The sequence below is a fragment of the Clostridium thermarum genome (assembly GCF_006351925.1).
GTDB classification, from domain to species: domain Bacteria; phylum Bacillota; class Clostridia; order Clostridiales; family Clostridiaceae; genus Clostridium_AU; species Clostridium_AU thermarum.
Genome location: NZ_CP040924.1, coordinates 688,109 through 709,204 on the forward strand (window position 1 = coordinate 688,109; position 21,096 = coordinate 709,204).

Annotated in this window: 16 protein-coding genes; 8 read left to right on the top strand and 8 right to left on the bottom strand. The window is 36.7% G+C overall.

From position 1 onward, the window contains the following. Positions 1 to 16: 16 nt before the first annotated feature. Together FHY60_RS02945 and FHY60_RS02950 are read left to right on the top strand one after the other, a co-directional pair. Complete coding sequence (locus FHY60_RS02945; protein ID WP_139903266.1) at positions 17 to 2,293, top strand: glycoside hydrolase family 65 protein; 2,277 nt, start codon at positions 17 to 19, stop codon at positions 2,291 to 2,293. A 172-nt stretch (positions 2,294 to 2,465) separates the two neighbouring features. After that, positions 2,466 to 4,544: a methyl-accepting chemotaxis protein gene (locus FHY60_RS02950; RefSeq protein WP_139903269.1), complete on the top strand. Its 2,079-nt coding sequence runs from the start codon at positions 2,466 to 2,468 to the stop codon at positions 4,542 to 4,544. Between the two features lie 64 nt (positions 4,545 to 4,608). Here FHY60_RS02950 and FHY60_RS02955 read toward each other — a convergent pair whose 3' ends face one another. Both FHY60_RS02955 and FHY60_RS02960 read right to left on the bottom strand, forming a co-directional pair. Then, on the bottom strand, positions 4,609 to 5,895 hold the full coding sequence (locus tag FHY60_RS02955) for an MFS transporter (protein ID WP_139903271.1): 1,287 nt from the start codon (positions 5,893 to 5,895) through the stop codon (positions 4,609 to 4,611). A gap of 200 nt (positions 5,896 to 6,095) precedes the next feature. Next, positions 6,096 to 8,123, bottom strand: a complete 2,028-nt coding sequence (locus FHY60_RS02960) for a methyl-accepting chemotaxis protein (RefSeq protein ID WP_139903274.1) — start codon at positions 8,121 to 8,123, stop codon at positions 6,096 to 6,098. A gap of 228 nt (positions 8,124 to 8,351) precedes the next feature. On the opposite strand from FHY60_RS02960, the gene FHY60_RS02965 reads away from it, so the two are divergent. The 3 genes from FHY60_RS02965 to FHY60_RS02975 are packed head-to-tail and all read left to right on the top strand — an operon-like array spanning position 8,352 to position 12,930. After that, complete coding sequence (locus tag FHY60_RS02965) at positions 8,352 to 8,831, top strand: MarR family winged helix-turn-helix transcriptional regulator (RefSeq protein ID WP_139903277.1); 480 nt, start codon at positions 8,352 to 8,354, stop codon at positions 8,829 to 8,831. A gap of 8 nt (positions 8,832 to 8,839) precedes the next feature. Continuing rightward, complete coding sequence (locus tag FHY60_RS02970) at positions 8,840 to 11,071, top strand: ABC transporter ATP-binding protein (protein WP_139903280.1); 2,232 nt, start codon at positions 8,840 to 8,842, stop codon at positions 11,069 to 11,071. Beyond that, on the top strand, positions 11,068 to 12,930 hold the full coding sequence (locus FHY60_RS02975; protein WP_139903283.1) for an ABC transporter ATP-binding protein: 1,863 nt from the start codon (positions 11,068 to 11,070) through the stop codon (positions 12,928 to 12,930). Before FHY60_RS02970 ends, FHY60_RS02975 begins: the two co-directional genes overlap by 4 nt. Positions 12,931 to 12,992: 62 nt before the next feature. Here the strand turns inward: FHY60_RS02975 and FHY60_RS17740 are convergent, their stop codons facing one another. From FHY60_RS17740 to FHY60_RS02985, 3 genes are all read right to left on the bottom strand, one after another. Further along, the gene (locus FHY60_RS17740) at positions 12,993 to 13,130 is read right to left on the bottom strand and encodes a hypothetical protein (protein WP_163215712.1); all 138 of its coding nucleotides are present in this window, start codon (positions 13,128 to 13,130) and stop codon (positions 12,993 to 12,995) included. 142 nt (positions 13,131 to 13,272) lie between these two features. After that, positions 13,273 to 14,442: a 3D domain-containing protein gene (locus FHY60_RS18415; protein WP_279230433.1), complete on the bottom strand. Its 1,170-nt coding sequence runs from the start codon at positions 14,440 to 14,442 to the stop codon at positions 13,273 to 13,275. Positions 14,443 to 14,660: 218 nt separating this feature from the next. After that, positions 14,661 to 14,924, bottom strand: coding sequence for a hypothetical protein (locus tag FHY60_RS02985; RefSeq protein ID WP_139903286.1), 264 nt, complete (start codon positions 14,922 to 14,924; stop codon positions 14,661 to 14,663). Positions 14,925 to 15,118: 194 nt separating this feature from the next. Between FHY60_RS02985 and yaaA the strand changes: the two genes are divergently transcribed. After that, a complete protein-coding gene (gene yaaA, locus FHY60_RS02990; protein WP_207671439.1) occupies positions 15,119 to 15,373 on the top strand; it encodes a peroxide stress protein YaaA in 255 nt (84 codons plus the stop codon). A gap of 230 nt (positions 15,374 to 15,603) precedes the next feature. After that, complete coding sequence (gene helD, locus FHY60_RS02995; RefSeq protein ID WP_139903291.1) at positions 15,604 to 17,895, top strand: RNA polymerase recycling motor HelD; 2,292 nt, start codon at positions 15,604 to 15,606, stop codon at positions 17,893 to 17,895. Between the two features lie 111 nt (positions 17,896 to 18,006). Here helD and FHY60_RS18680 read toward each other — a convergent pair whose 3' ends face one another. Beyond that, complete coding sequence (locus FHY60_RS18680; RefSeq protein WP_139906270.1) at positions 18,007 to 18,123, bottom strand: DUF2278 family protein; 117 nt, start codon at positions 18,121 to 18,123, stop codon at positions 18,007 to 18,009. Between the two features lie 123 nt (positions 18,124 to 18,246). Here FHY60_RS18680 and FHY60_RS03005 point away from each other — a divergent pair, with 123 nt between their 5' ends. Continuing rightward, positions 18,247 to 18,918: a LysE family transporter gene (locus tag FHY60_RS03005; RefSeq protein ID WP_163215713.1), complete on the top strand. Its 672-nt coding sequence runs from the start codon at positions 18,247 to 18,249 to the stop codon at positions 18,916 to 18,918. Between the two features lie 21 nt (positions 18,919 to 18,939). Here the strand turns inward: FHY60_RS03005 and FHY60_RS03010 are convergent, their stop codons facing one another. Continuing rightward, a complete protein-coding gene (locus FHY60_RS03010; protein ID WP_139903297.1) occupies positions 18,940 to 19,635 on the bottom strand; it encodes a response regulator transcription factor in 696 nt (231 codons plus the stop codon). 7 nt (positions 19,636 to 19,642) lie between these two features. Then, entirely contained in the window at positions 19,643 to 21,088 is a 1,446-nt protein-coding gene (locus FHY60_RS03015; RefSeq protein WP_139903300.1) for a sensor histidine kinase, read from the bottom strand. Between the last annotated feature and the right edge of the window lie 8 nt (positions 21,089 to 21,096).

Below are 21,096 nucleotides of genomic sequence, written 5' to 3' on the forward strand. Positions count from 1 at the left end.
TAGAAGGGGTGTTAATTTGGAATGGATTGTTAAGGATGAGAAATTCCATAAGAATAAGATTGAACATAATGGAAACAAGTATCTCATAGGTAACGGATATATGGGTTATCGGGGCACCATGGAAGAATACACTAAGGACCAGCTTGTAGCCTGTAATCTGTCAAATGTGTATGATAAGGTAGGGAACAAGTGGCGTGAACCGGTAAATGCCCCAAATGGATTGATTACCAGGCTCTATTGCAATGGAGAGCCTATGTCAGTGTTGTCCGGTGAAGTTTTAGAACATGAGCAGGTCCTTGACATAAAAAATGTGGTACACAAGCGGCATACAATCTTTACTACAAGTAAGGGAGCCAGAGTAGAGGTTAATTCTGAGAGGTTCTTAAGCTTGTCAAATATTCATCTTTTATGTATGAAGTACAGCTTACGGGTTTCAGAACCCTGCAGTATAGTTTTAGAGACCGGTATAGACGCTGATGTATGGGACATCAATGGTCCTCATTTGGAAGAATTAACCCTCCGGGTGGAAAGTGACAACCTTCTTGCAGAGGCAGTAACTCATGAAAAGAGATATGAGGTAGTGGTAGCAGAAAGAATTGAGAGAACTTTTGGTGAGGAAACAATAGAAAGGCAGCAAAACTCTATTTTGAGGAAAATATCTGTTAAGGCTGAAGCCGGTATTGAATATAGTTTTGTTAAGTATGTTTCAGTTTTTACAGCACAGGATGAGGAAAAGGATTGCTCTGAGGCAGCCCTAAGGTCTAATGCTGTGGCTGTAGAGAAAGGCTATGACCAACTGTTTAGTGACAATAAAGAGCTGTGGAGACAAAGATGGGAGAAGGCAGATGTAGTAATTGAGGGGGATGACTATGCTCAGCTAGCTCTGAGGTATAGCATGTATCATTTGATGATCATTGCTCCAACTCATACTGGCAGGGCCTCAATCCCTGCCAGGGGCCTCTCAGGGCAGGTGTATAAAGGAGCTATATTTTGGGATACTGAAATATTTATGCTGCCATTCTTTTTACACACCAATCCACAGATAGCTAAGAATTTATTGAAATACAGGTGCAATACATTGGATGGAGCCAGAAGAAAGGCCTCAGAATATGGCTATAGGGGGGCTTTTTATGCTTGGGAAAGCCAAGACAGCGGTGATGATGCCTGTACCTATTTTAATGTTACCGATGTGTTTACCGGCAGGCCTATGAGAACTTATTTCAGGGATAAGCAGATTCATATCAGTGCAGATGTAGCTTATGCAATATGGCAGTATTACTTGATGACTGGAGATGAAAGTCTCCTTTTGGAAGGCGGCGCCGAGGTAATTATTGAATGTGCCAGATTTTTCTACTCCTATGCCTATTTCAACATGGGAAAGAACAGATATGAACTTTTGGATGTTACAGGCCCTGATGAATACCATGAAAGGGTTAACAATAATGCCTATACAAATGCCATGGTAAGATGCACTTTGGAAGCCGTGATGAAAGTCATAGATTTACTGAGGACTAAATATAAGAAAGAGTATGATGAGCTTGAAGAAAAAATCTATTTTGAGGATGATATAGACAAATTAAAGGACATGCTAAAGAGGCTTTATGTGCCGGAACCGGATGCATCAACCGGAATTATAGAACAGTTTGACGGATATAAGAGACTGGAGGATATTACTCTAAAAGAACTCAAGTCAAGAATTTTAAATCCAAATGAATATCTTGGAGGAGGTAATGGACTTGCCACTGCCACAAAAGTATTGAAACAGGCGGACGTAGTGTTAATGCTAAATTTATTTAAAGATAGATATTCCATGGAGATAAAAAAGGCTAACTGGGAGTACTATGAGCCAATTACTGAGCATGGTTCAAGTTTAAGTGCCTGTGTCTATGCACTTTTGGCTGCGGAAATAGGGAAAGTTGACTGGGCCTATAAATACTTTATGAAGACTGCAACTATCGACCTTACCGGTGATTCAAAACAATATGTAGGTACTCTATATATTGGCGGAACCCATCCCGCTTCCAACGGAGGGGCCTGGATGGCAGTTATTCTGGGCTTTGCAGGTGTTAATGCTTCACAGGATGTCATAACTATTAACCCAAGACTCCCGGAAAAGTGGGAATCCATAAAGTTTAAACTGGTGCATGAAGGTCAGAAGTTTGAAGTTAAAATTACTAAAGATGCAGTGGTCATAAAGGCTGATAATAGCAATAGCATGGAAGAAACCTTTATTATAGCAAATGAAAAAATTATGTGCAGGAGCGGCGATATTAAAGAAATTAGATATCAGTGAGCTTATGTCTGTTTTCCGGTATCATGATTACATCACAGTTTTATGCCGGATGGTATAACCTCGGGACTATTGCAATGGTTGAGATGGAAAAAGCATGAGGCTGAAAATCTTCATGCTTTTTCCATGAAATTTTCTGTGAAAACAATTTCAAAAATCGAAAGGGGTAATTGCAATGAAACCTAAGAGCAAAAGCACCAGCAAAGAAACAAAGTTTAAGCAATTGTTTACGAGAGTTGGAAAAATAACCGGTGGCCGAACTATCCGTGGACAACTTATAAGTGCTACAATATGTCTTCTTCTAGTTTTTTCTATCACTATCGGAACTGCAACTTCTATAGTAGCATCAAAGATATTGACTCAAAAAGCAAGGGAAAACATGCGTAACTCCGTCATTCAAATTGAGAACTATTTTTCACTTTTGCTGGATCAAGTAACCAATGAAACAACTCAGTTACTTACAGACAAACAGATGTATCCAAATGATAGTAACTTTGACAATATTCAAAACGAGCTATTCAACATAGAAATTCAAAAGAAACTATCAACTAATGTTACCCTTAATAAGGCAATTGATCACTATTATATAGTAACAGATAAAATGATGGTAACAGATAGAAGTGTTATTTATTTTAAAGAGCCGGAAGCAATAAAGAAATGGAAAAATGAACTCATCGACACTGTAAAAGGTCAGCCCTGGCAGTTAAACTTGGACAAAACTATATTGAATAAAGAAGATTCTTTAGTTACCAATTCTTTGGCTTCATTTGCGAGAAAAGGAGTAGATAATAACTTTTTATACATAGTAGACCTTAATTTTAATGTTTTCAAAGAGGCACTTTTAAATAGCAATGTCAGTGAGAATGCAATCTCATATGCTATTACACCAAAGGGTAGAGTTATTTCACCTATTGAAGATGACATTGATATAGAAAAGCAACAGTTTATCAAGGACGTTATTGAACATGCCAAGACCAGTACTGAAAACACCTTTGAAATAAAAGGTGATGAAGGTTTGCTGTTAGTTTCATATTTTAAATCCAGCAACAATTGGACCTATGTAACAACGGCTTCAAAGGCAGAAATTCTTTCTTCAGTGACCTCAACTCAATATACTATTGTAATTATCGCTATACTCTGCTGCATTATTGGTATCATAGCAATGTTAATATTTTCTTATAGATTTACCAAGGAATTAACTAAGCTGTCAAAATCAATGGAAGAAGTTGAAAGCGGCAATCTAAAAGTAGAGGTTAGCAGCAATAGAAAAGACGAGATTGGTTCCTTGATCAGCAACTTTAAATCTATGGTATATCAATTAAAATCCATTATAGCACAAAATAAGGATATTTCTGTGAATATAAATTCATTATCTGTTGATATCTCAAAGATTTCAAGGGAAAACACCTTGGCTGCCAGTGATGTTGCTAAGACAATATCGGAAGTGGCTGCAGGAATGAGCAATCAATCAGCAGAAATAGAAAAAAGTCTTAATTCATTTGTACAATTATCAGATAAGATTAACAATGTTGTAACCTCCATAGAAGCAATTACAGATACTTCCCTGAAGGTAGTTGAATTGACTAAGAAGGGTACTTCTGTTGCAGATATTTTAAATAAAACATCAGTTGAAACAAAGAACCTAACTCATGACTTATCTGAAGACATAAGCACATTGAATAAATACACCTCTGACATAAATATGATTACCGGCATGCTTAAAGCTATCTCTGCCCAAACAAACTTATTGGCCTTAAACGCTTCAATAGAAGCTGCCAGGGCCGGTGAAGCCGGTAGAGGCTTTGCGGTGGTTGCTGAAGAAATAAGAAAGTTAGCAGGTCAGTCAGAAGCTTCAACAAAAGAAATTGATAAGATCATTGAGAAAATTTCTTCTCAGATCAAAAGGACAATAAAATCAATTACAAATACAGAAAAGTCCTCTGACATTCAGTTTAAAGCAGTGGAGCAATCCTTTGATATGTTTAACGAAATAAACCGATCAATGGAGGTTCTATCATCAAACATCTTAAGTATATCGGATATTGTTGATAGGATGAATAGGGATAAGGAGCAAGTTATAAATAGTATACAGTCTATATCCTCTGTAGCTTTAGAGACAACTGCTTCTACTGAGGAAGTATCTGCTTCAACAGAAGAACAATTGGCTTATACAGAAGAGCTTAATGCTATGACCCAGAAGCTGGCAGACTTATCTGAAAATCTGAACAAGGCTATAAGTAAATTTAAAGCCTAATTGGGCTGGGTTATGTGCATTAAAAGGGACACGTTATTTTGAATTAATAACGTGTCCCTTTTTTCTACTTGGGATCACTGCGGAGCAACCACCAACGTAAGGTCCATAATCCTGCTGCTACAATTCTGGCAATAAATATTATAGTAAATGTGATGCGAAGTGCATTCAGGTTAGCTCCCAAGGAAGTATAAAGCCTAACACCAGCCATAGGCATCACTGCATTGGAAAGTGCAATAAGCAAAGCATAAATGGCAATACTCAAGGTCTTGTTTTTCTCAGGCACTACCTGAAGCAGGCACTGCATTAGATTTAGAGAAACCGTTGCAAAAGCAAAGTTAGCAAGAGTTCCCATCACAAGAAATACAGTAGGTCCTATGTGGGCAGGCAAACTTGTAGACAAAATCATGTTTAAAGGAAACAAACATAGGCCGAAACCTCCAAAGATTATGGAAAACCTAACTCCATAACGCTCATTTATCCGGCTCCAAAAGCCTACGGTAAGAAACTGTACTGCAGCTCCACCAACTATTACATAACTTAACCAAGCTTCATTAAGCTTTAAATAGTTTACTTGTCCAATGTAATACATTGTCCAATCAGATTGCCAGGCCATGTGAAAAAATAGGGATACTCCAATGAAGCCTAATAGTTTCTTATTATGAAGCATGTCTAAAGCAGCAACTTTCAAATCTTTAAGCCCAATACTTCCGCTTTGAGCTTGTGAATTACCACCGGAGATTCTCTTTAGGGTGGTTATTTGCAGAAGAAGAAATACACAACTAGCCCAAAAGAAACTTTGGTGTAATATAACTTTTCCGGAAACCGTTGGTGCACAAGCAAGTAGAAAACCGGTGACCAAGGGTGTAGCTACTCCAACCAGAAAAGTCCACTTTGTACGTAGAGTAAAGGTCTGATTTCTCCTGTTAATTGGTATGACATCTGAAAAGTAGGCCTGCCAGGAGGTATTATACATGGTCATGGGACCTACGGATATTGCCAATAGTATCAAAAATGCAGTAAAGCTATAGTTGCCTAACATTGGTACAAAGCCTATTGCACCATAGACACAGACAAGGGCAGAAAGAGAAAGAATAACCATCCTTCTTTTATTTATCATCCGGTCTGTTAAAATACTGCCGGGAATCAGAACCAGCATTCCTACTATCTGAGGTATAGTAATGAGAAGGCTTAACTGAAAATCACTTGCTCCAAGTCTGGTTGCGAAAAGATTATTGTTGTTATTGATTAAATTATTAATTAATGTAATAAGAACTCCTTCGAAAGCGAAGAGAAGCATATTGTTGTCACTTTTCTTTATTTTTCTGAATTTATTTGCTAAACTTAATTGCATGCTACCACCTATAGTCTCATTAAGATTATTACTCAATTAATATCACCATGCCTTATTTAAAAAAACAAAGGCCATAATCCAGTATATTATAGCATTGAACAAGGGCATAGCCAATGTATTAAATAAGCCTGTTTTTCAGATATTACTGTAGCCACTTGTATAAAAAAATACATTAAAAAAACTGCGGTTTACGCAGTTTTTTACTCAGACTTCCCTGTAGTATCCATTAATTTGTTCAGTTTTTCAGCCAGGTTGTTTAGCTTTTCGCAATCCTCCAATATGTCTTGCAGACCGGAGTTTTGTTCTTCTGCAGAAACACTAACCTGCTCTGTGGTAGCTGCATTTTCCTGAGAAATAGAAGCACATTTAACTATGGTATCAAGAAGTTCTGACTTTTTCTCATGGATTTTCTTTAAGGAATCTGCAACCACAATAACATTCTCTTTTAGCAGACTAATAGAGTTATTGATGCTGGAGAAACCTTCACTGGTCTGCTTCACGTGCTCTCCGGTTATTTCATAGAGCCTGTTGGAATCCCCTAAGTGGCGCTGCAATAGCAGGATACTATTGTTAATATGAGTTATAACCTTATTAATTTCTTCAGCAGATTTTGAAGATTGTTCTGCAAGTTTTCTTATTTCATCAGCTACTACTGCAAAGCCTCTTCCGGCTTCACCCGCTCTGGCAGCTTCAATGCTGGCATTTAGTGCCAACAGATTTGTCTGCTCAGTAATTGCTTTGATTGCATTGGTGATGAAACTGATCTCTGAGGCCTTTTTAACTAAAGTCTGTGACTCCGACATAACAACTTTATTGGCTTCATAGTTTTCTTTAAAGGTTTCTGTTAAGCTTGCTATATTTTTCAAGCCATCAACCGCAAAATTTTGTGTTTGACTTGCAGCCTGCAGCATGCTTTCAGAGCTTAAAAGAGATTGTTCCACTTCTAAACCAAGTTCCGAAGATAAGGTTACGCCTTGATTCAGAATTTGAGCCTGATCTACGGAACTTGCAGCTACCTGTTCAATAGCAGTGGAAATTTCGACATTTGCGGAACTAAAGCTCTTTGTTATTTCTAATAATGAGTCTGAAGACTCCTTCACGTCCTTGGAAGTAGACTCCAGGTTTTCCATCATTACATTAATGGAACCAGCAAGGCTATTTACAGCATTGGCAATAAGTAATGCTTCTGTATTTCTTAGCTGGGATACATCAACCCTATGAGAATAGTCACCCTCTTTAATCCTATTAAGTGTCTTAACCAAGATACGTATAGGTGAGGTTAACTTCTTTCCTAATATATATCCAATCAGAGCTGCTATTATTATAGATATAATAATTACTATAATTGATAGGAGTAAGGCTGAGATAACCTTATCCAGTATTTCCTGCATAGGCAGTATTCCCATAACTGTTATACCGGTTTCGCTATTTAAACTTTTGAATACTATATAGCTCTCACCGTCTATGGTGGCCACAGTTTCTTTTCCTTCCTTAGATAATATATCATTTAACCAAGGTAGCTGCTGTTTATTTTGTCCAATTAAATTAGAATCCTTATGCCCAATAATAGTACCACTGTTATCTACAGCCATAGCTAACCCATTGGATCCAAGCTGCACTGAAGAAAGAGCATCAATTACACTGGAGAATTTAACATCAATTGAAGCTACACCTACCAGTTTGCCCGTTGCGTTACTGATAGTTTTTGCAAAGGTTATTACATAACCTTTATAGGCACCGTTACTTTGATAGGGACTAGACACTACAACTTTACCGGAATTTTCCACTGCAAGCTTGTACCAATCTAACTCTTTAGGATTACTAGAGCTATTGTCTCTATGTTCAGGAATAGAAATAAGCAGGCCTTGCTCTGTGCCTAAAGACGAACTCATAATTGAATTATGAGTTACTATTACATTTTGCAGGTTATTTTTCAATAAGTACAAGCTATTAGCATCTCCGTTAAAATTCTTTACATTTGGGTCTCTTGATAATAAATCAACTAATTCAGAATTGGTATTATATAGGCTATTTACCGTATCAAAAATTCTATCAGTATGGCTATTTAACAGCTTCTTAAAATCATCTCGTACAAATTTATTTAGTGAATAAATATTAACGATCATAATTAGAGCAAAAGGTAACACTACAGCTAGGACTAAAAGTTTTACTACTTCTTTATTTATTGACTGCGTTTTAATGGTTTTTACTTTACTTTTTTTTCTCATATCCGGCTCCCCCAATCATAGCGAACAATTTGTCATAAGTATCTGTATATTCTATAATTCTAAACACTTAAAGTTAAGTTTGCAAGATTTTTATTGTTTTCTACCTTGACAAAAACATTTAAAAGGGTAAAATATATTTCGTGTACGAAATATTTAGATGCGAAATATGTGTATGCAAAATATCTGTAATCAATTTCAATAAAATTACGTTAAGAAGGTGAATAACTATTGGAGGAAAAAAATAAAGGTATTATTGTAGTCAAAACAATAAACAGAGTCATGCATTATATTAAACATAATTTGGAGCACCACTTTAAGGGAATAAACCTAACTGCACCGCAAGGAATGCTCATAGGAATTTTAGCAAAGCATGGAGAAATGAAAGTCAGTGACTTAAGCGTAGAGCTAGGTCTTTCAAACAGCACCGTATCCGGTATTATTGATAGGCTGGAAAAGCAGGGACTGGTTGAAAGAACCCGCAGTGAGGAAGATAGACGAGTTGTTTATGTCAGTGTAACAGAGGAGACAAAAAAGAATACGGAAGAACATTTCAAATGTGTAGAGAAGGAGTTTGAAGCAATGGTCAGTGAGGCTACCCCTGAAGAACTGGACGAAATACTAAAAGGCCTTGCAGTGCTGGAAAGAGTCCTGCACAGAAAACAAGAAAAATGGGAAACTGAGCAAAATAAAATCAAGCAGAAGGAGTGAATGAAATAATGTTTAAACTGGGTAAGTACTTAAAACCATTTATTGGTCTAATAATAGCTGCAATATTCTTATTGTTTGTACAGGCCATGTGTGACCTAGCTCTTCCGGACTATCTGTCTAGTATTGTAAATAAAGGTATACAGCAGGGAGGTATTGAGTCCGCCGTACCTGAAGCTATAAGAAAGAGCCAAATGGATAAGATAGTTTTATTTATGAATAGCAATGATAAGGAAGAAGTTTTAGGTAATTATGAACTAATAGATAAATCCGGTGAAAATTACGACAAGTATGTTAAGCGCTATCCAGCATTGGAAAATGAACCTGTTTATGTACTTAAGAATCTAGATGAAGAACAAATAGATAGACTAAATGCAGTGATGGGTAAGTCCATACTTACGGTTTATGGTATACAAGAAATACAAAAGACCGCCATTGAAAAAGGACAAGATATAGAATTTAATGGGGTAAAGATACCCAATAATACAGACTTACTTGCCTTACTTTCACAACGTACTGAAGAGGAAAGACTGGCTATAGCAGATAGTGCCAGCGAGACTTATACTGCCCTTGGGGAAAGCATGATTGTCCAGGCAGCTGCCGGAGCAGTTAGAGCTGAATATAAAGCCATAGGCATGAATACAGATAAAATACAAACCAGGTATATTTTAAAAACAGGAGTATACATGCTGCTAATATCCTTGCTGAGCGCTGCCGCCATAGTAGCGGTAGGTTTCCTCTCCTCCAGGACAGCAGCAGGGCTTGCAAGAAACTTAAGAAGTAAAGTATTTAACAAAGTTCAAAGCTTCTCAAATACGGAGATGGATAAGTTCTCCACAGCCTCATTGATTACAAGGACAACAAATGACATTAATCAAATACAAATGTTTATTGTCATTATGATAAGAATGGTTTTTTACGCCCCTATAATAGGTATTGGAGGAGTAATAAGAGCTACAGCTAAAAGTTCTTCTATGTCATGGATTATTGCTGTGGCTGTAACAGCTTTGCTGCTACTGATAATAACAGTAATATCAGCAGCATTACCTAAATTTAAAGCTATTCAGAAACTTATTGATAGGCTTAATCTTGTAACCCGTGAAAATCTTTCTGGTATGATGGTTATCAGAGCCTTTAATACACAGAAGTTTGAAGAAAAACGGTTTGACAAGGCCAATAGGGACCTTACTAAAACAAGCCTTTTCGTAAATAGGGTAATGGTAGTTATGTTGCCAATTATGATGATGATAATGAATGGTGTTTCACTGCTTATTGTGTGGGTAGGAGCCCATCAAATAGAGCAATCCAGTATGCAGGTAGGAGACATGATGGCCTTCATGCTGTACGCCATGCAGATTTTATTTGCCTTCTTAATGATGTCATTCATGTTTATTTTGATTCCAAGAGCTTCTGTAGCAGCTCAACGTATAGCTGAAGTTCTGGAAACAAAGAACGTAATTGAGGACCCCAAAAGACCCAAAAGCTTCGATATGCAGCAAAAGGGAGTGGTTGAATTTAGGAATGTATCCTTCAGATACCCTGGTGCTGAGGAAGATGTTATAAAGAATATAAGTTTTAAGGCTCTCCCTGGACAGACCACTGCCTTTATTGGTGCCACCGGTGCCGGCAAGACTACCCTTATTAACTTGATACCGCGTTTTTATGATGTTAAAGAAGGCCAGGTACTTGTTGATGGGGCTGATGTGCGAGAAGTAAATCAAAAGGAGCTGAGAGATAAAATCGGATATGTACCTCAAAAGGGGTTCCTATTCAGCGGTACCATTGAAAGTAATCTAAAGTATGCGAACGAAAATGCCACAGAAGAAGATTTGGCTACTGCAGCAGAGATTGCTCAAGCCATGGAGTTCATTGAAGACAAGGAGGATAAATTTCAATCTGAGATTTCTCAGGCTGGAACTAATGTTTCTGGTGGACAAAAACAAAGGTTGGCTATTGCAAGAGCTTTAATGAAAAAGCCGGAAATTTATATTTTCGATGACAGTTTTTCAGCTTTGGATTTTAGGACAGACGCAGCTTTAAGAAAAGCTCTGAAAGAAAAAACAGCCTCCAGTACAGTAATTATCGTTGCACAGCGTATTTCAACAATTAAAAATGCTGAACAGATAGTAGTTCTTGATGAAGGTAAAATGGTTGGAATAGGTACTCATAAAGAACTTATGGAAACCTGTGCAACCTATAGAGAAATTGCCCTATCACAGCTTTCAAAGGAGGAATTGGCATGAGCGAGCAGAATAAGGCGGCAAAAATTAGGCGGACCCAAAGACCTGGGGCAGGTCATGGACCCATGGGCATGATGGGCGGAGGGGAAAAGGCTAAAGACTTTAAAGGTACCATGAAAAAGTTATTGGCTTACTTAAATGTTTATAAACTTTCCATTATAATAGTTTTAATATTTGCGGCAGTTAGTGCGGCTCTTTCAGTAGCAGGTCCTAAGATTTTAGGTAATGTAACCACTGAGATATTTAATGGTATTCTTAGAAAGATAAAAGGGGAAGGCGGCATAGACTTCACCTATATCAGAAATATAATGCTAATATTACTAGCTATATATTTAGTTAGTTCACTGTTTTCATATATACAAGGATGGGTTATGTCAAATGTATCTATGAAAGTAAGCTACAATCTCAGAAAAGAACTTTCTGAAAAGATTAACAGAATGCCTCTAAAGTATTTTGACGGCACTAATCATGGTGAAGTATTATCCCGTATAACCAATGATGTGGATACATTGAGCCAAACACTTAATCAAAGTTTAAGCCAGATCATTACGTCAGTGACCACCTTGGTAGGAGTTTTTGTAATGATGCTGACAATAAGCTGGCAGCTGACGCTTGTAACAGGTTTAATACTTCCCTTATCAATGGTGCTGATAATGACTATTGCAAAAAAATCACAGAAGTATTTTAAGCAGCAGCAGGATTACTTAGGGCATGTAAACGGCCATGTGGAAGAAATGTACGGCGGACATCTGGTAGTAAAAGCTTTCAACGGTGAAAAGAAGAGCATTGAAAAGTTTGATGAACTGAATGGAAAACTATATGCAACAGCGTGGAAATCACAATTTTTAACAAGTATTATGATGCCTCTTATGAATTTTGTTGGGAACCTAGGCTATGTAGCAATATGTATTTTAGGCGGATATATGGCTGCAAAGGGAAGAATCCCTGTAGGTGATATTCAAGCCTTCATACAATATGTTCGACAATTTACACAGCCTATTTCACAAATTGCCAATATATCAAACGTACTTCAGCAAACTGCTGCTTCTGCAGAGCGTGTATTTGAGTTCCTGGCAGAAGAGGAAGAGGTTCCTGAGGCAGCTAACCCTGTTAAACTTGAAAATGTTAACGGTAATGTAGAATTCAAGAATGTTCACTTTGGTTACAATCCGGATACCATCATAGTAAATGACTTCTCTGCAAAAGTTCGTTCAGGTCAAAGAGTTGCTATAGTTGGTCCGACCGGAGCAGGTAAGACTACTATGGTTAAGCTGCTGATGCGTTTTTATGATGTAAATGAAGGGGCTATATTGATTGATGGATATGACATAAGAGAATTTACACGCGGAGATCTCCGCTCAATGTTTGGTATGGTACTACAGGATACTTGGTTATATAATGCCACAATTATGGAAAACATCCGATATGGCAGACTTGATGCTACTGATGAAGAGGTTATAAAGGCAGCTAAGGCGGCCCATGTTGATAGTTTTGTACACACACTTCCGGGCGGGTATAATATGGTGCTCAATGAAGATGCAACCAATATATCTCAAGGGCAGAAACAGTTGTTAACCATCGCAAGAGCAATTTTAGCTGATCCTAAGATACTGATTCTCGACGAAGCAACTAGCTCTGTGGATACCCGTACAGAAGTACAAATTCAGAAGGCAATGAACAACTTAATGAAGAATAGAACCAGCTTTATCATAGCTCACAGACTGTCAACCATAAGAGATGCAGACTTAATACTGGTAATGCAGCATGGAGATATAGTAGAACAAGGTAATCATGAGGAGCTTCTGGCAAAGGGCGGCGTTTATGCAAGCCTCTATAACAGCCAGTTTGAAACAGCAAGCTAATAGCAAGGGGACGTATTGTTTACCACCAATAGGCGGAAATAATACATCCCCTTTGCTTTTTATTATTCTTCTTCGTACTGGTAGCGCTTAGTTTGGAGGGTTTGACTTTCTAAGGTTTTCACTCCTTGACTGTTTGCTTTGTTACTGCTTGGCGCTTTGTTTGACATCTGATTCTTAACTTTATTTTTATTTTTTGTCATAACCACATCTCCTCGTATTCAAAATCTATATCAGTAACAAATATAGTTTCTGCTGAAAACGTTGATGTATGTATGACTTTAATCTTTAAAAAACTAGAAATATATGTGAAATTTTCTTTATAATTTTAGTTATATTTTATTACTACCATTCGCCTGGATATGCCACCACGTGAAGGGTGACAGTTCTTCGACCCCACTTATAGCATTCTGCATTTGAATTTAAGAACAGGTCTATCTTGTAGCCTTTAATTGCACCACCGGTATCGGAAGCGATAGCATAGCCATAACCGGGTATGTATACTTTAGTACCTAGGGGGATAACACTGGGATCTACTGCAATAGTGCTTAGGCCATCAGGATCTCTTACAGGTTTTAGCCCCATAGCCGTTATTGTGTGACCGGCATAAGCCGTTGCCACCATAGTATATGTAGCTTTATATGTAGTATTTCCGCCAGCATTATTTTCTGCATTTTTACTGTTAAGTATCATTATTGTCAGTTTCTCATTTCCTGTTGATAAATATTCTTCAGCCTTCTTTTTCACTGAAGCTGTACTTATTTGAGGGATTAAGGACTTTAAAGTGGAAATGGCACCTTTCATGCCTTCAATACTTGAGCCTTGAGAGTCAATTACTGATATAGAGTGAGCTATAAGTTTGTTTTCATTTTCTTCAATCATTGCAGCTGCAAGCTTTTTTTCTTCATCCAGCTGAACAATCAACTTTTCCAAGCTAGCTTTTTTATCATTCAAATTCTGTAGATTAGATACGTTAGTATTTTTTAGGTCTATGAGCTGCTGACGCTTTTGGTCCAGACTTGCCAAGTTATTATTTAATTCTTCTTTCTTTGCTCCTAAATTTTCAAGTAATTCTCTATCCATGGCTGCAATTCTTTCAGTTGCCTCAACTTTTTCATATAGGTCAGAAAAGTTTTTAGATGTCAGAAGTAAAGAAAGATAGCTTTTATTGTAGGAATTTTTGTACATAGCCCTAAGGCGTTTATCGGCGATTTCTTGACTTTCCTGTATCTCTTTCTCCAATAGACTCAGCTCTTTTTCTAAAACTTCAATTTGCTTTACATTTTCTTCTATAGATACAATGTTTTCACTTATAACCTCATTTAGATCGTCTATAGCTTTATTTAAACTTGATATTTCAACATTCATGTCAAGTATTTTAGTACTTAGCTGGTTAAATTTAGCTTTGCTTTCCTTGATGGCATCTTGGGGAGAGTATATGGCATAGGTTATATAGCTTGTACTAAACAATAAAACTATTGACATTGACAGGGCTAACAGTTTTTTATGCAACAAGCTGCACCTCCTTAGCAGATAAGGTAAAAGTTCATTAGTATTTACAATACAATTAGTATTATAACACAGCAGTAAAATGAATTACTAGGTTGAAAGGGAAGTTCATGGTAAAAATTGTAAGATAAAATTTGATAAATTTTTACACATTACAAAAAAATATACACCTAATATGTTATCCTTCATATTAGGCGTACACTTTAATTGTTTCTGCTTTAGGCCTAGGCCCTATACAGCATCCAGCGGTCATCATCGTGATAATATCGTATATCCCAGGTGCGCTTTATATTCTCTAATTTAACCAAGCATGTAAACATAGTTGTTTTTTCACCCTTAATTATCTCATTATCACGTCTAATTATTCTCTCAACTTGGTATTGAGAGGGACCTTCAATACCATCGTTAATGAAGATTCTTTCCGGAATCGGAAGTCCAGCAGAATCTTTTCTTGTTAATACTATTATTTCTAATAGTTCATCTTCCATAGTATACTCTCCTTAATATAAGTACAAATTTATAAACTTACTTGACCTATGCCCTAGGGCTAGAATATAGTATAATATCTTTTATGAGACTATTATAAAGCATTCTACATCAGGAGGGAATAGTCTCTTTAACTTTGTGACTAAGGAGAACGCATCAATGTTAATAATATTATCATCGGCGAAAACAGTTAATTTTGATAGGAAATAAGAAAGTAGCTTTTTACGGCATTGTTTTTCAGGCTCTAAAGGCTGAAGATTTTGATTCCGAAGACATAGAATTTGCTCAAAAAAGCTTAAGAATCCTTTCTGGATTATATGGTATACTTAGACCAACTGATTTTATTCAGCCCTATCCATTGGAGATGGGGCAGAAGCTTGAAAATCAAAAGGGAAGTAATCTATATAGCTTTTGGCAGGATATCTCTATCCCGCCTTTTGCTAAGATTTAGCCTTAATCCTGGATCTGCCGAGTAAGGTAAGTAGTCCTGCTGCAAGAGTTACTGATACGCCTATTAAAACTTTTTTCCCCATGATCTAAGACCCCTTTCGATTTATGATATTTTAATTATTGACAGATTTAATTTCATTCAAACCTATAATTATAAAAAATATGGTGACAGAGGGAGATTTTTCTTAACAGGAAAGTATGAAGAATTAACTCTGCTATATGGAGGTATATATGTCGATTCGAGAAGAAGATTTTATATATGAAAAAAATGCTTTGAAAAATACAGGTCAGTGGCTGGATAAGGAAATTGAAAATAAAGAGAGATACTACTCAAGGCTGGAAAGCAAGGTAGCTGAGTTAAAAAAGCAATCAAGAGGCTCCTATAATCATGAATTAGAGACAGCAATTAATCTGCAGAATATAAGCAGTAAAATCTTGAATGACTATAAAGAAGTAAGAAAACAACCTTATTTTGCCAGAATTGATTTTGAAGAAGCCAGAGGGACTTTAGACAGTTTTTACATAGGGAAGCTTGGCCTAATGGATGAGGAGTCAGGAGAGGAAAAGGTGGTGGACTGGAGGGCACCTATTGCAGATTTATACTACAGCGGTACCTCAGGAAGAATTTCCTATGAGGCACCTATGGGTGTTATAGAGGGAGAGCTGCTTCTCAAGAGAAAGCTGCTGATAAGAGATGGAGAGCTGATTAATGTCTTTGATGAAGGTATCGATCAAATAATATTAAAGTCTAAGGATGGAGGTAATGAAGAAGGCCTAACTGACGAGTTCCTGAGGATAAATCTTGAAGAGGCTGTTAAGGGAAAACTTAAGGACATAGTAGCTACTATACAAAAGGAGCAAAATGAAATTATCCGAGCGGAAAAGAGTAAGGTCATAATAGTGCAGGGATCTGCAGGTTCAGGAAAAACAACAGTGGCTCTGCACAGGTTAGCATATTTGCTATATAAGCATAGGCAGAGAATGATAGGAAGCGATGTATTTGTAGTTGCTCCTAATAGATTATTTCTCGACTATATTTCAGATATATTGCCAAACTTGGGAGTTGAAGATGTAAAGCAGAGTACTTTTGAAGAGTTTGCCCTGGAAACTCTGGGCATACCGTATAAGATATATTCAAAGGATAAGAAACTTGCTGATATTATTGAGAGTTCACAAGATGAGAGGGCAAAATATATTACAAACAGCAGCAAAATTAAAGGAACCATGGTGTATAAAACCATAATTGACAGGTATGCGAAATATATAGAAGCCACAGGAATGGATTATGAGGATATTGTTGTAGAGGGACACACCATTTTCCGTGGCAGAGAAGTAAAGAGATTATATGTAAAAGACTTATCTCATACACCCATCAGTAAAAGAAAGCAAGAGATAAAGAAATACCTGGTTAACAGGCTGGAGGATAGACTTGCCACTATAAGTGCAGATATTGAAGCGGAATATGGAAGGCAGATAGCTGCTGCAAGAAATTCCATGGAAGATAGCAGTGAGAGAAGGGCTATACTTTCCAATTTATATAATGAGAGAGACAATAAAAAGCAAGGGCTGAGGGAAGCCGCCAAGGAAGCCATTAATAATTACATTACAAACTGGCAAAAGGATGATATAGTTAAGCTGTATTTAATGTTGTTTAATGATGAAAATATATTCCAGATAATGACGGATGACAAAATTCCCGAGAAGCTTGCTAAGTTTATGGTTGATGAGATAAATGAAAACTTTAATAATGGAAGAATTGACAGTGATGACTTAGCTGCAATGCTATATCTGCATTTTAAAATAAATGGTATAGATGAAAAGTATAAGTTTCAGCATATTGTTATCGATGAAGCACAGGACTACAGCATGTTTGAACTTTATGTGCTAAAACAGTTAGCATATAACTCCTCGCTGACAATTGTGGGAGATACCGGTCAAAGCATTTACTATTATAAAGGAATTGATGACTGGCAGAGGCTTATTAAGGATGTATATGAGGAGGATATTTATTATACTCCTTTGACACAAAGCTATAGGTCTACTGTGGAAATTGTCAACTTTGCCAACAATGTGCTTAGAAAGCAAAAGAACAGCTTAGAACCTGCTAAACCGGTATTGAGGCATGGTAAAGAGCCTGAATTAGTAGAGTATAAGGACAATAAGAACCTGGTTGAAATCATTGATAGAATAGTAGAGGAAGCAGAGCAGGCAGGGAAGAAAAACGTAACGATAATCTGTAAGACCTATCAGCAGTGCAGTGAGCTTAAAAAGGTTTTGAGAAAGAGTAAGCAAAAGTGGAAATTAATCAGTGATTCCGACAAGAAGATAGACTTGGATAAAATAATAATACCTTCCTATATGACAAAGGGGCTGGAATTTGACTGCAGCATAGTTTTTGATTGTGATAGCTTTAATTACGGGGATACAGAGCTAGACAAAAGATTATTATATGTAGTTTTAACCAGAGCGCTCCATATGGAATATATATTATATAAGGGTGGGCCATCAGAGTTGCTGAAATAGCTATAAATGAATTTTTAATAAACAAGACTGAAGAGGAATGTTATATACATACCCTGCAGTCTTGCTTTTGATAGCTTAAAATGGATTAATAGGCTATAACTGCTTACTTTCCTATAATGCAGCCTTCTGAGACTGAAAGGCCCAAAAGATGGCAGCCCATTTGTTTTCCTGTTGAAAATGTACTAATAAACCGCCATCCTGCCAGGTTGTATTTGTTATAGCATGGATTTAATAATACTATACTACGTAAGCTCATGAAAGGTGATGTTAAAAAATACCTTTATAATAGTTAATAATTGTGGTTTAATAGAAGATGAGCCTATGAAGACTATTTGGTAGAGGAGAATGACAATGGCAGATAGCTACATATTATTTATAAAAGCACTATTCATAGGACTGGCAACAGGCATTATAATATCGATTCCAATCGGTCCGGCGGGAATAGAGTCTGTAAGATGGACTATAACCAAGGGATTTAGGAGAGGAATTCTTGTTGCAATGGGGTCAGTCATGGTAGACGTGCTAGATGCTGTACTGATTAATTTTGGTTTACTAAGCTGGATTGAATCAAATAAATTAATGGAAGCCCTATTTTGGACGGTTTCCGGTATAGTTACCTTCTTTATTGGGTTAAGAGCAGTAAAAAGCGGTAAGAGCTATGACCTCAATGAAGAGGAAAAGCTCTTGGAAAAGAAGGGAATTACTGCGCACCCAGTTTTTACAGGATTTATTATAACCTTGACTTATCCTATGACACATTTTTCCTGGCTGACTTTTAGTACTACCTTTATAAGGTACTGGCGTAATCTTGGGGTAATTCCTTATGCAACCTTTGTGACTTCAATGTTGTCAGGCATACTTACAGGTCTTACAGGTATTAATTATTTGGCATCTAAAGGAAGAAAGGTGATAAAAGTAAAGGAAACAGGAAAGTTTACCAATCTACTTGCTCATGGTATAGCTCTGCTGGGAGTAGGCTTCTTTATCTTTGGACTAATAAAACTGTATCCGCATTTTCAATGAATATTTAATTAATTTTTAGCCTTATATTTTAAATCTATAACCGGCACCCCAAACTGTTTCTATAAATTGTGGATTTGAAGGTGTGGATTCCAGCTTATCACGGAGCCTGGCTATGTGCACGGTTACTGTGGAAATATCACCCAAAGCATCCAACCCCCAGATTCTTTCAAACAATTCCTCTCTGCCGAAGACCCTGTTGGGATTTTGAGCTAATAGCAGCAAAAGCTCAAATTCTTTTTGAGCCAAAAATATTTCTTTGCCATTTAGAAATACTCTTCGGGAATCCTTTTGTATTTCTAATCCGCGGATGGTGATTATATTTGACGGGGTCTTACCACCAAATTTGTTTCTTAATCTTTCATAGTTTTGTATGTGTGAGTTCACTCTTGCAACCAGTTCTCCGAAACTGAAAGGCTTAGTGATGTAGTCATCGGCTCCTAGGCCAAGCCCCATAATTTTATCTGCTTCTTCCTTCCTTGCAGAAACCAACAATACGGGAATAGCTTTTTCATCCCTGATAATTCTTAATATATCAAAACCATCTAAATGGGGCAGCATAAGGTCTAAAATTAATAAATCATACTGATTTTCCTTTAAAGAATTTAGCCCCGAAATACCATCTGTACTAAGAGTAACCTCATACCCAGCCATTTCAAGATAGTCTTTCTGAAGTTTTGCTATGCTTAAATCATCCTCTATAATTAGAATTTTTTTCATAGGGGTGTTATTTCACTCCTTCCATTTTGGCAAGAGATATTATAATGCTTGTACCATCATTACCATGGCTAATAGCCCATATTTTACCCTGATGGCCTTCAACAATTTGCTTAGCAATTGCAAGGCCTAGACCACTGCCGTCTGTACCGGTACGGGCCTTATTTGCTCTATAAAACCTGTCAAATATCTGATTTACTTCGTCTTTGCTTATACCGGAGCCATTATCCCTTATTTCAGCAAGTATACTGGAATTAGTTTCTCTCAAAATTATTTTTATCTGGCCCTTTTCTTTATTCATATATTTACGAGAGTTATCAATTATATTAGTTATAACACGTCTCATTCTTTCTCTATCTATAAGTACAAACTTTGAATTTGTAAGATTGTTTTCCAGAGTTATTTCTATACCGGATCTTCTTAATTCCTCAGCACAATCAGATATACAGTATTCAAAGTACTGGATGATATTTGTGCTTTCAAAATTAAAAGGGAGCTGATGGAGATCCAGCTTCGAATATAAGAGCAAATCATCAATCATGAGATCTACTTGACTGGCTTTAGAATAAATGGTTTTTAAATATTCATTTATCTTTTCCGGAGTAGCGGCTACACCGTCCAAAATACCCTCCACATACCCCTTAATTGATGTTATAGGTGTCTTTAGATCATGAGAGATACTGGATACTAACATTTTACGGTTGTCATCATAGAGCATTTTCTCATGGACCGAATCCTTAAGCTGCAAACGCATTTGCTCAAAATCCTTACATAGTTCCTTAATTTCTTCATCTCCATCTTCAATAACCTCATAGTTTAAGTTTCCGCTGCTTATCTCTGAGGCTGCTTTTTTTAGAAGCGTTACGGGTTTTAATATTCTTTTGGACATTAAGTAGGACATAAATATATTTATTGAAATAAAGGATAAGACAAATACTCCTCCAACCAAAAGGATAAAATTAAACAAGAAATCAGACTTTTCATTTATTGGAGCTAATAAGATTATTTTTCCTGTGGTGCCGTCTTTAAACTTATGCTCAATAACTTGGATAAATTGAGATCTGCCCTTAATTTTTATTGACTTGCTTAAAAAGCCTGATTTTGATGCTTCCAAACACTTTTCTAAATCAATTTTGGTAATATTACCGCTTGAAAATACAAGACTATCATTCTGAGTTACAATAAACTCTCCCTGTATTGGAGATAACCTTTGAAGCAAAAATTCCTTATACTCATTGTATTCAATAATGTTGATCTTTTGCTTTGCTATACCACTGCTTATGTGAAGAAGTTCTGTTTTCACAGATACAAGTTCTTTGAAATTCTCATAATTTATATCCCGTTTAAAAGCTAAAGATGTAATATTTATTACTGCAATAGCAATTACAAAGCTTATGAAAAGTGGGATGATAATAGTAAGAGTATTAGAATAAATCAAACGTCTTTTTATATTCATTATTTCAC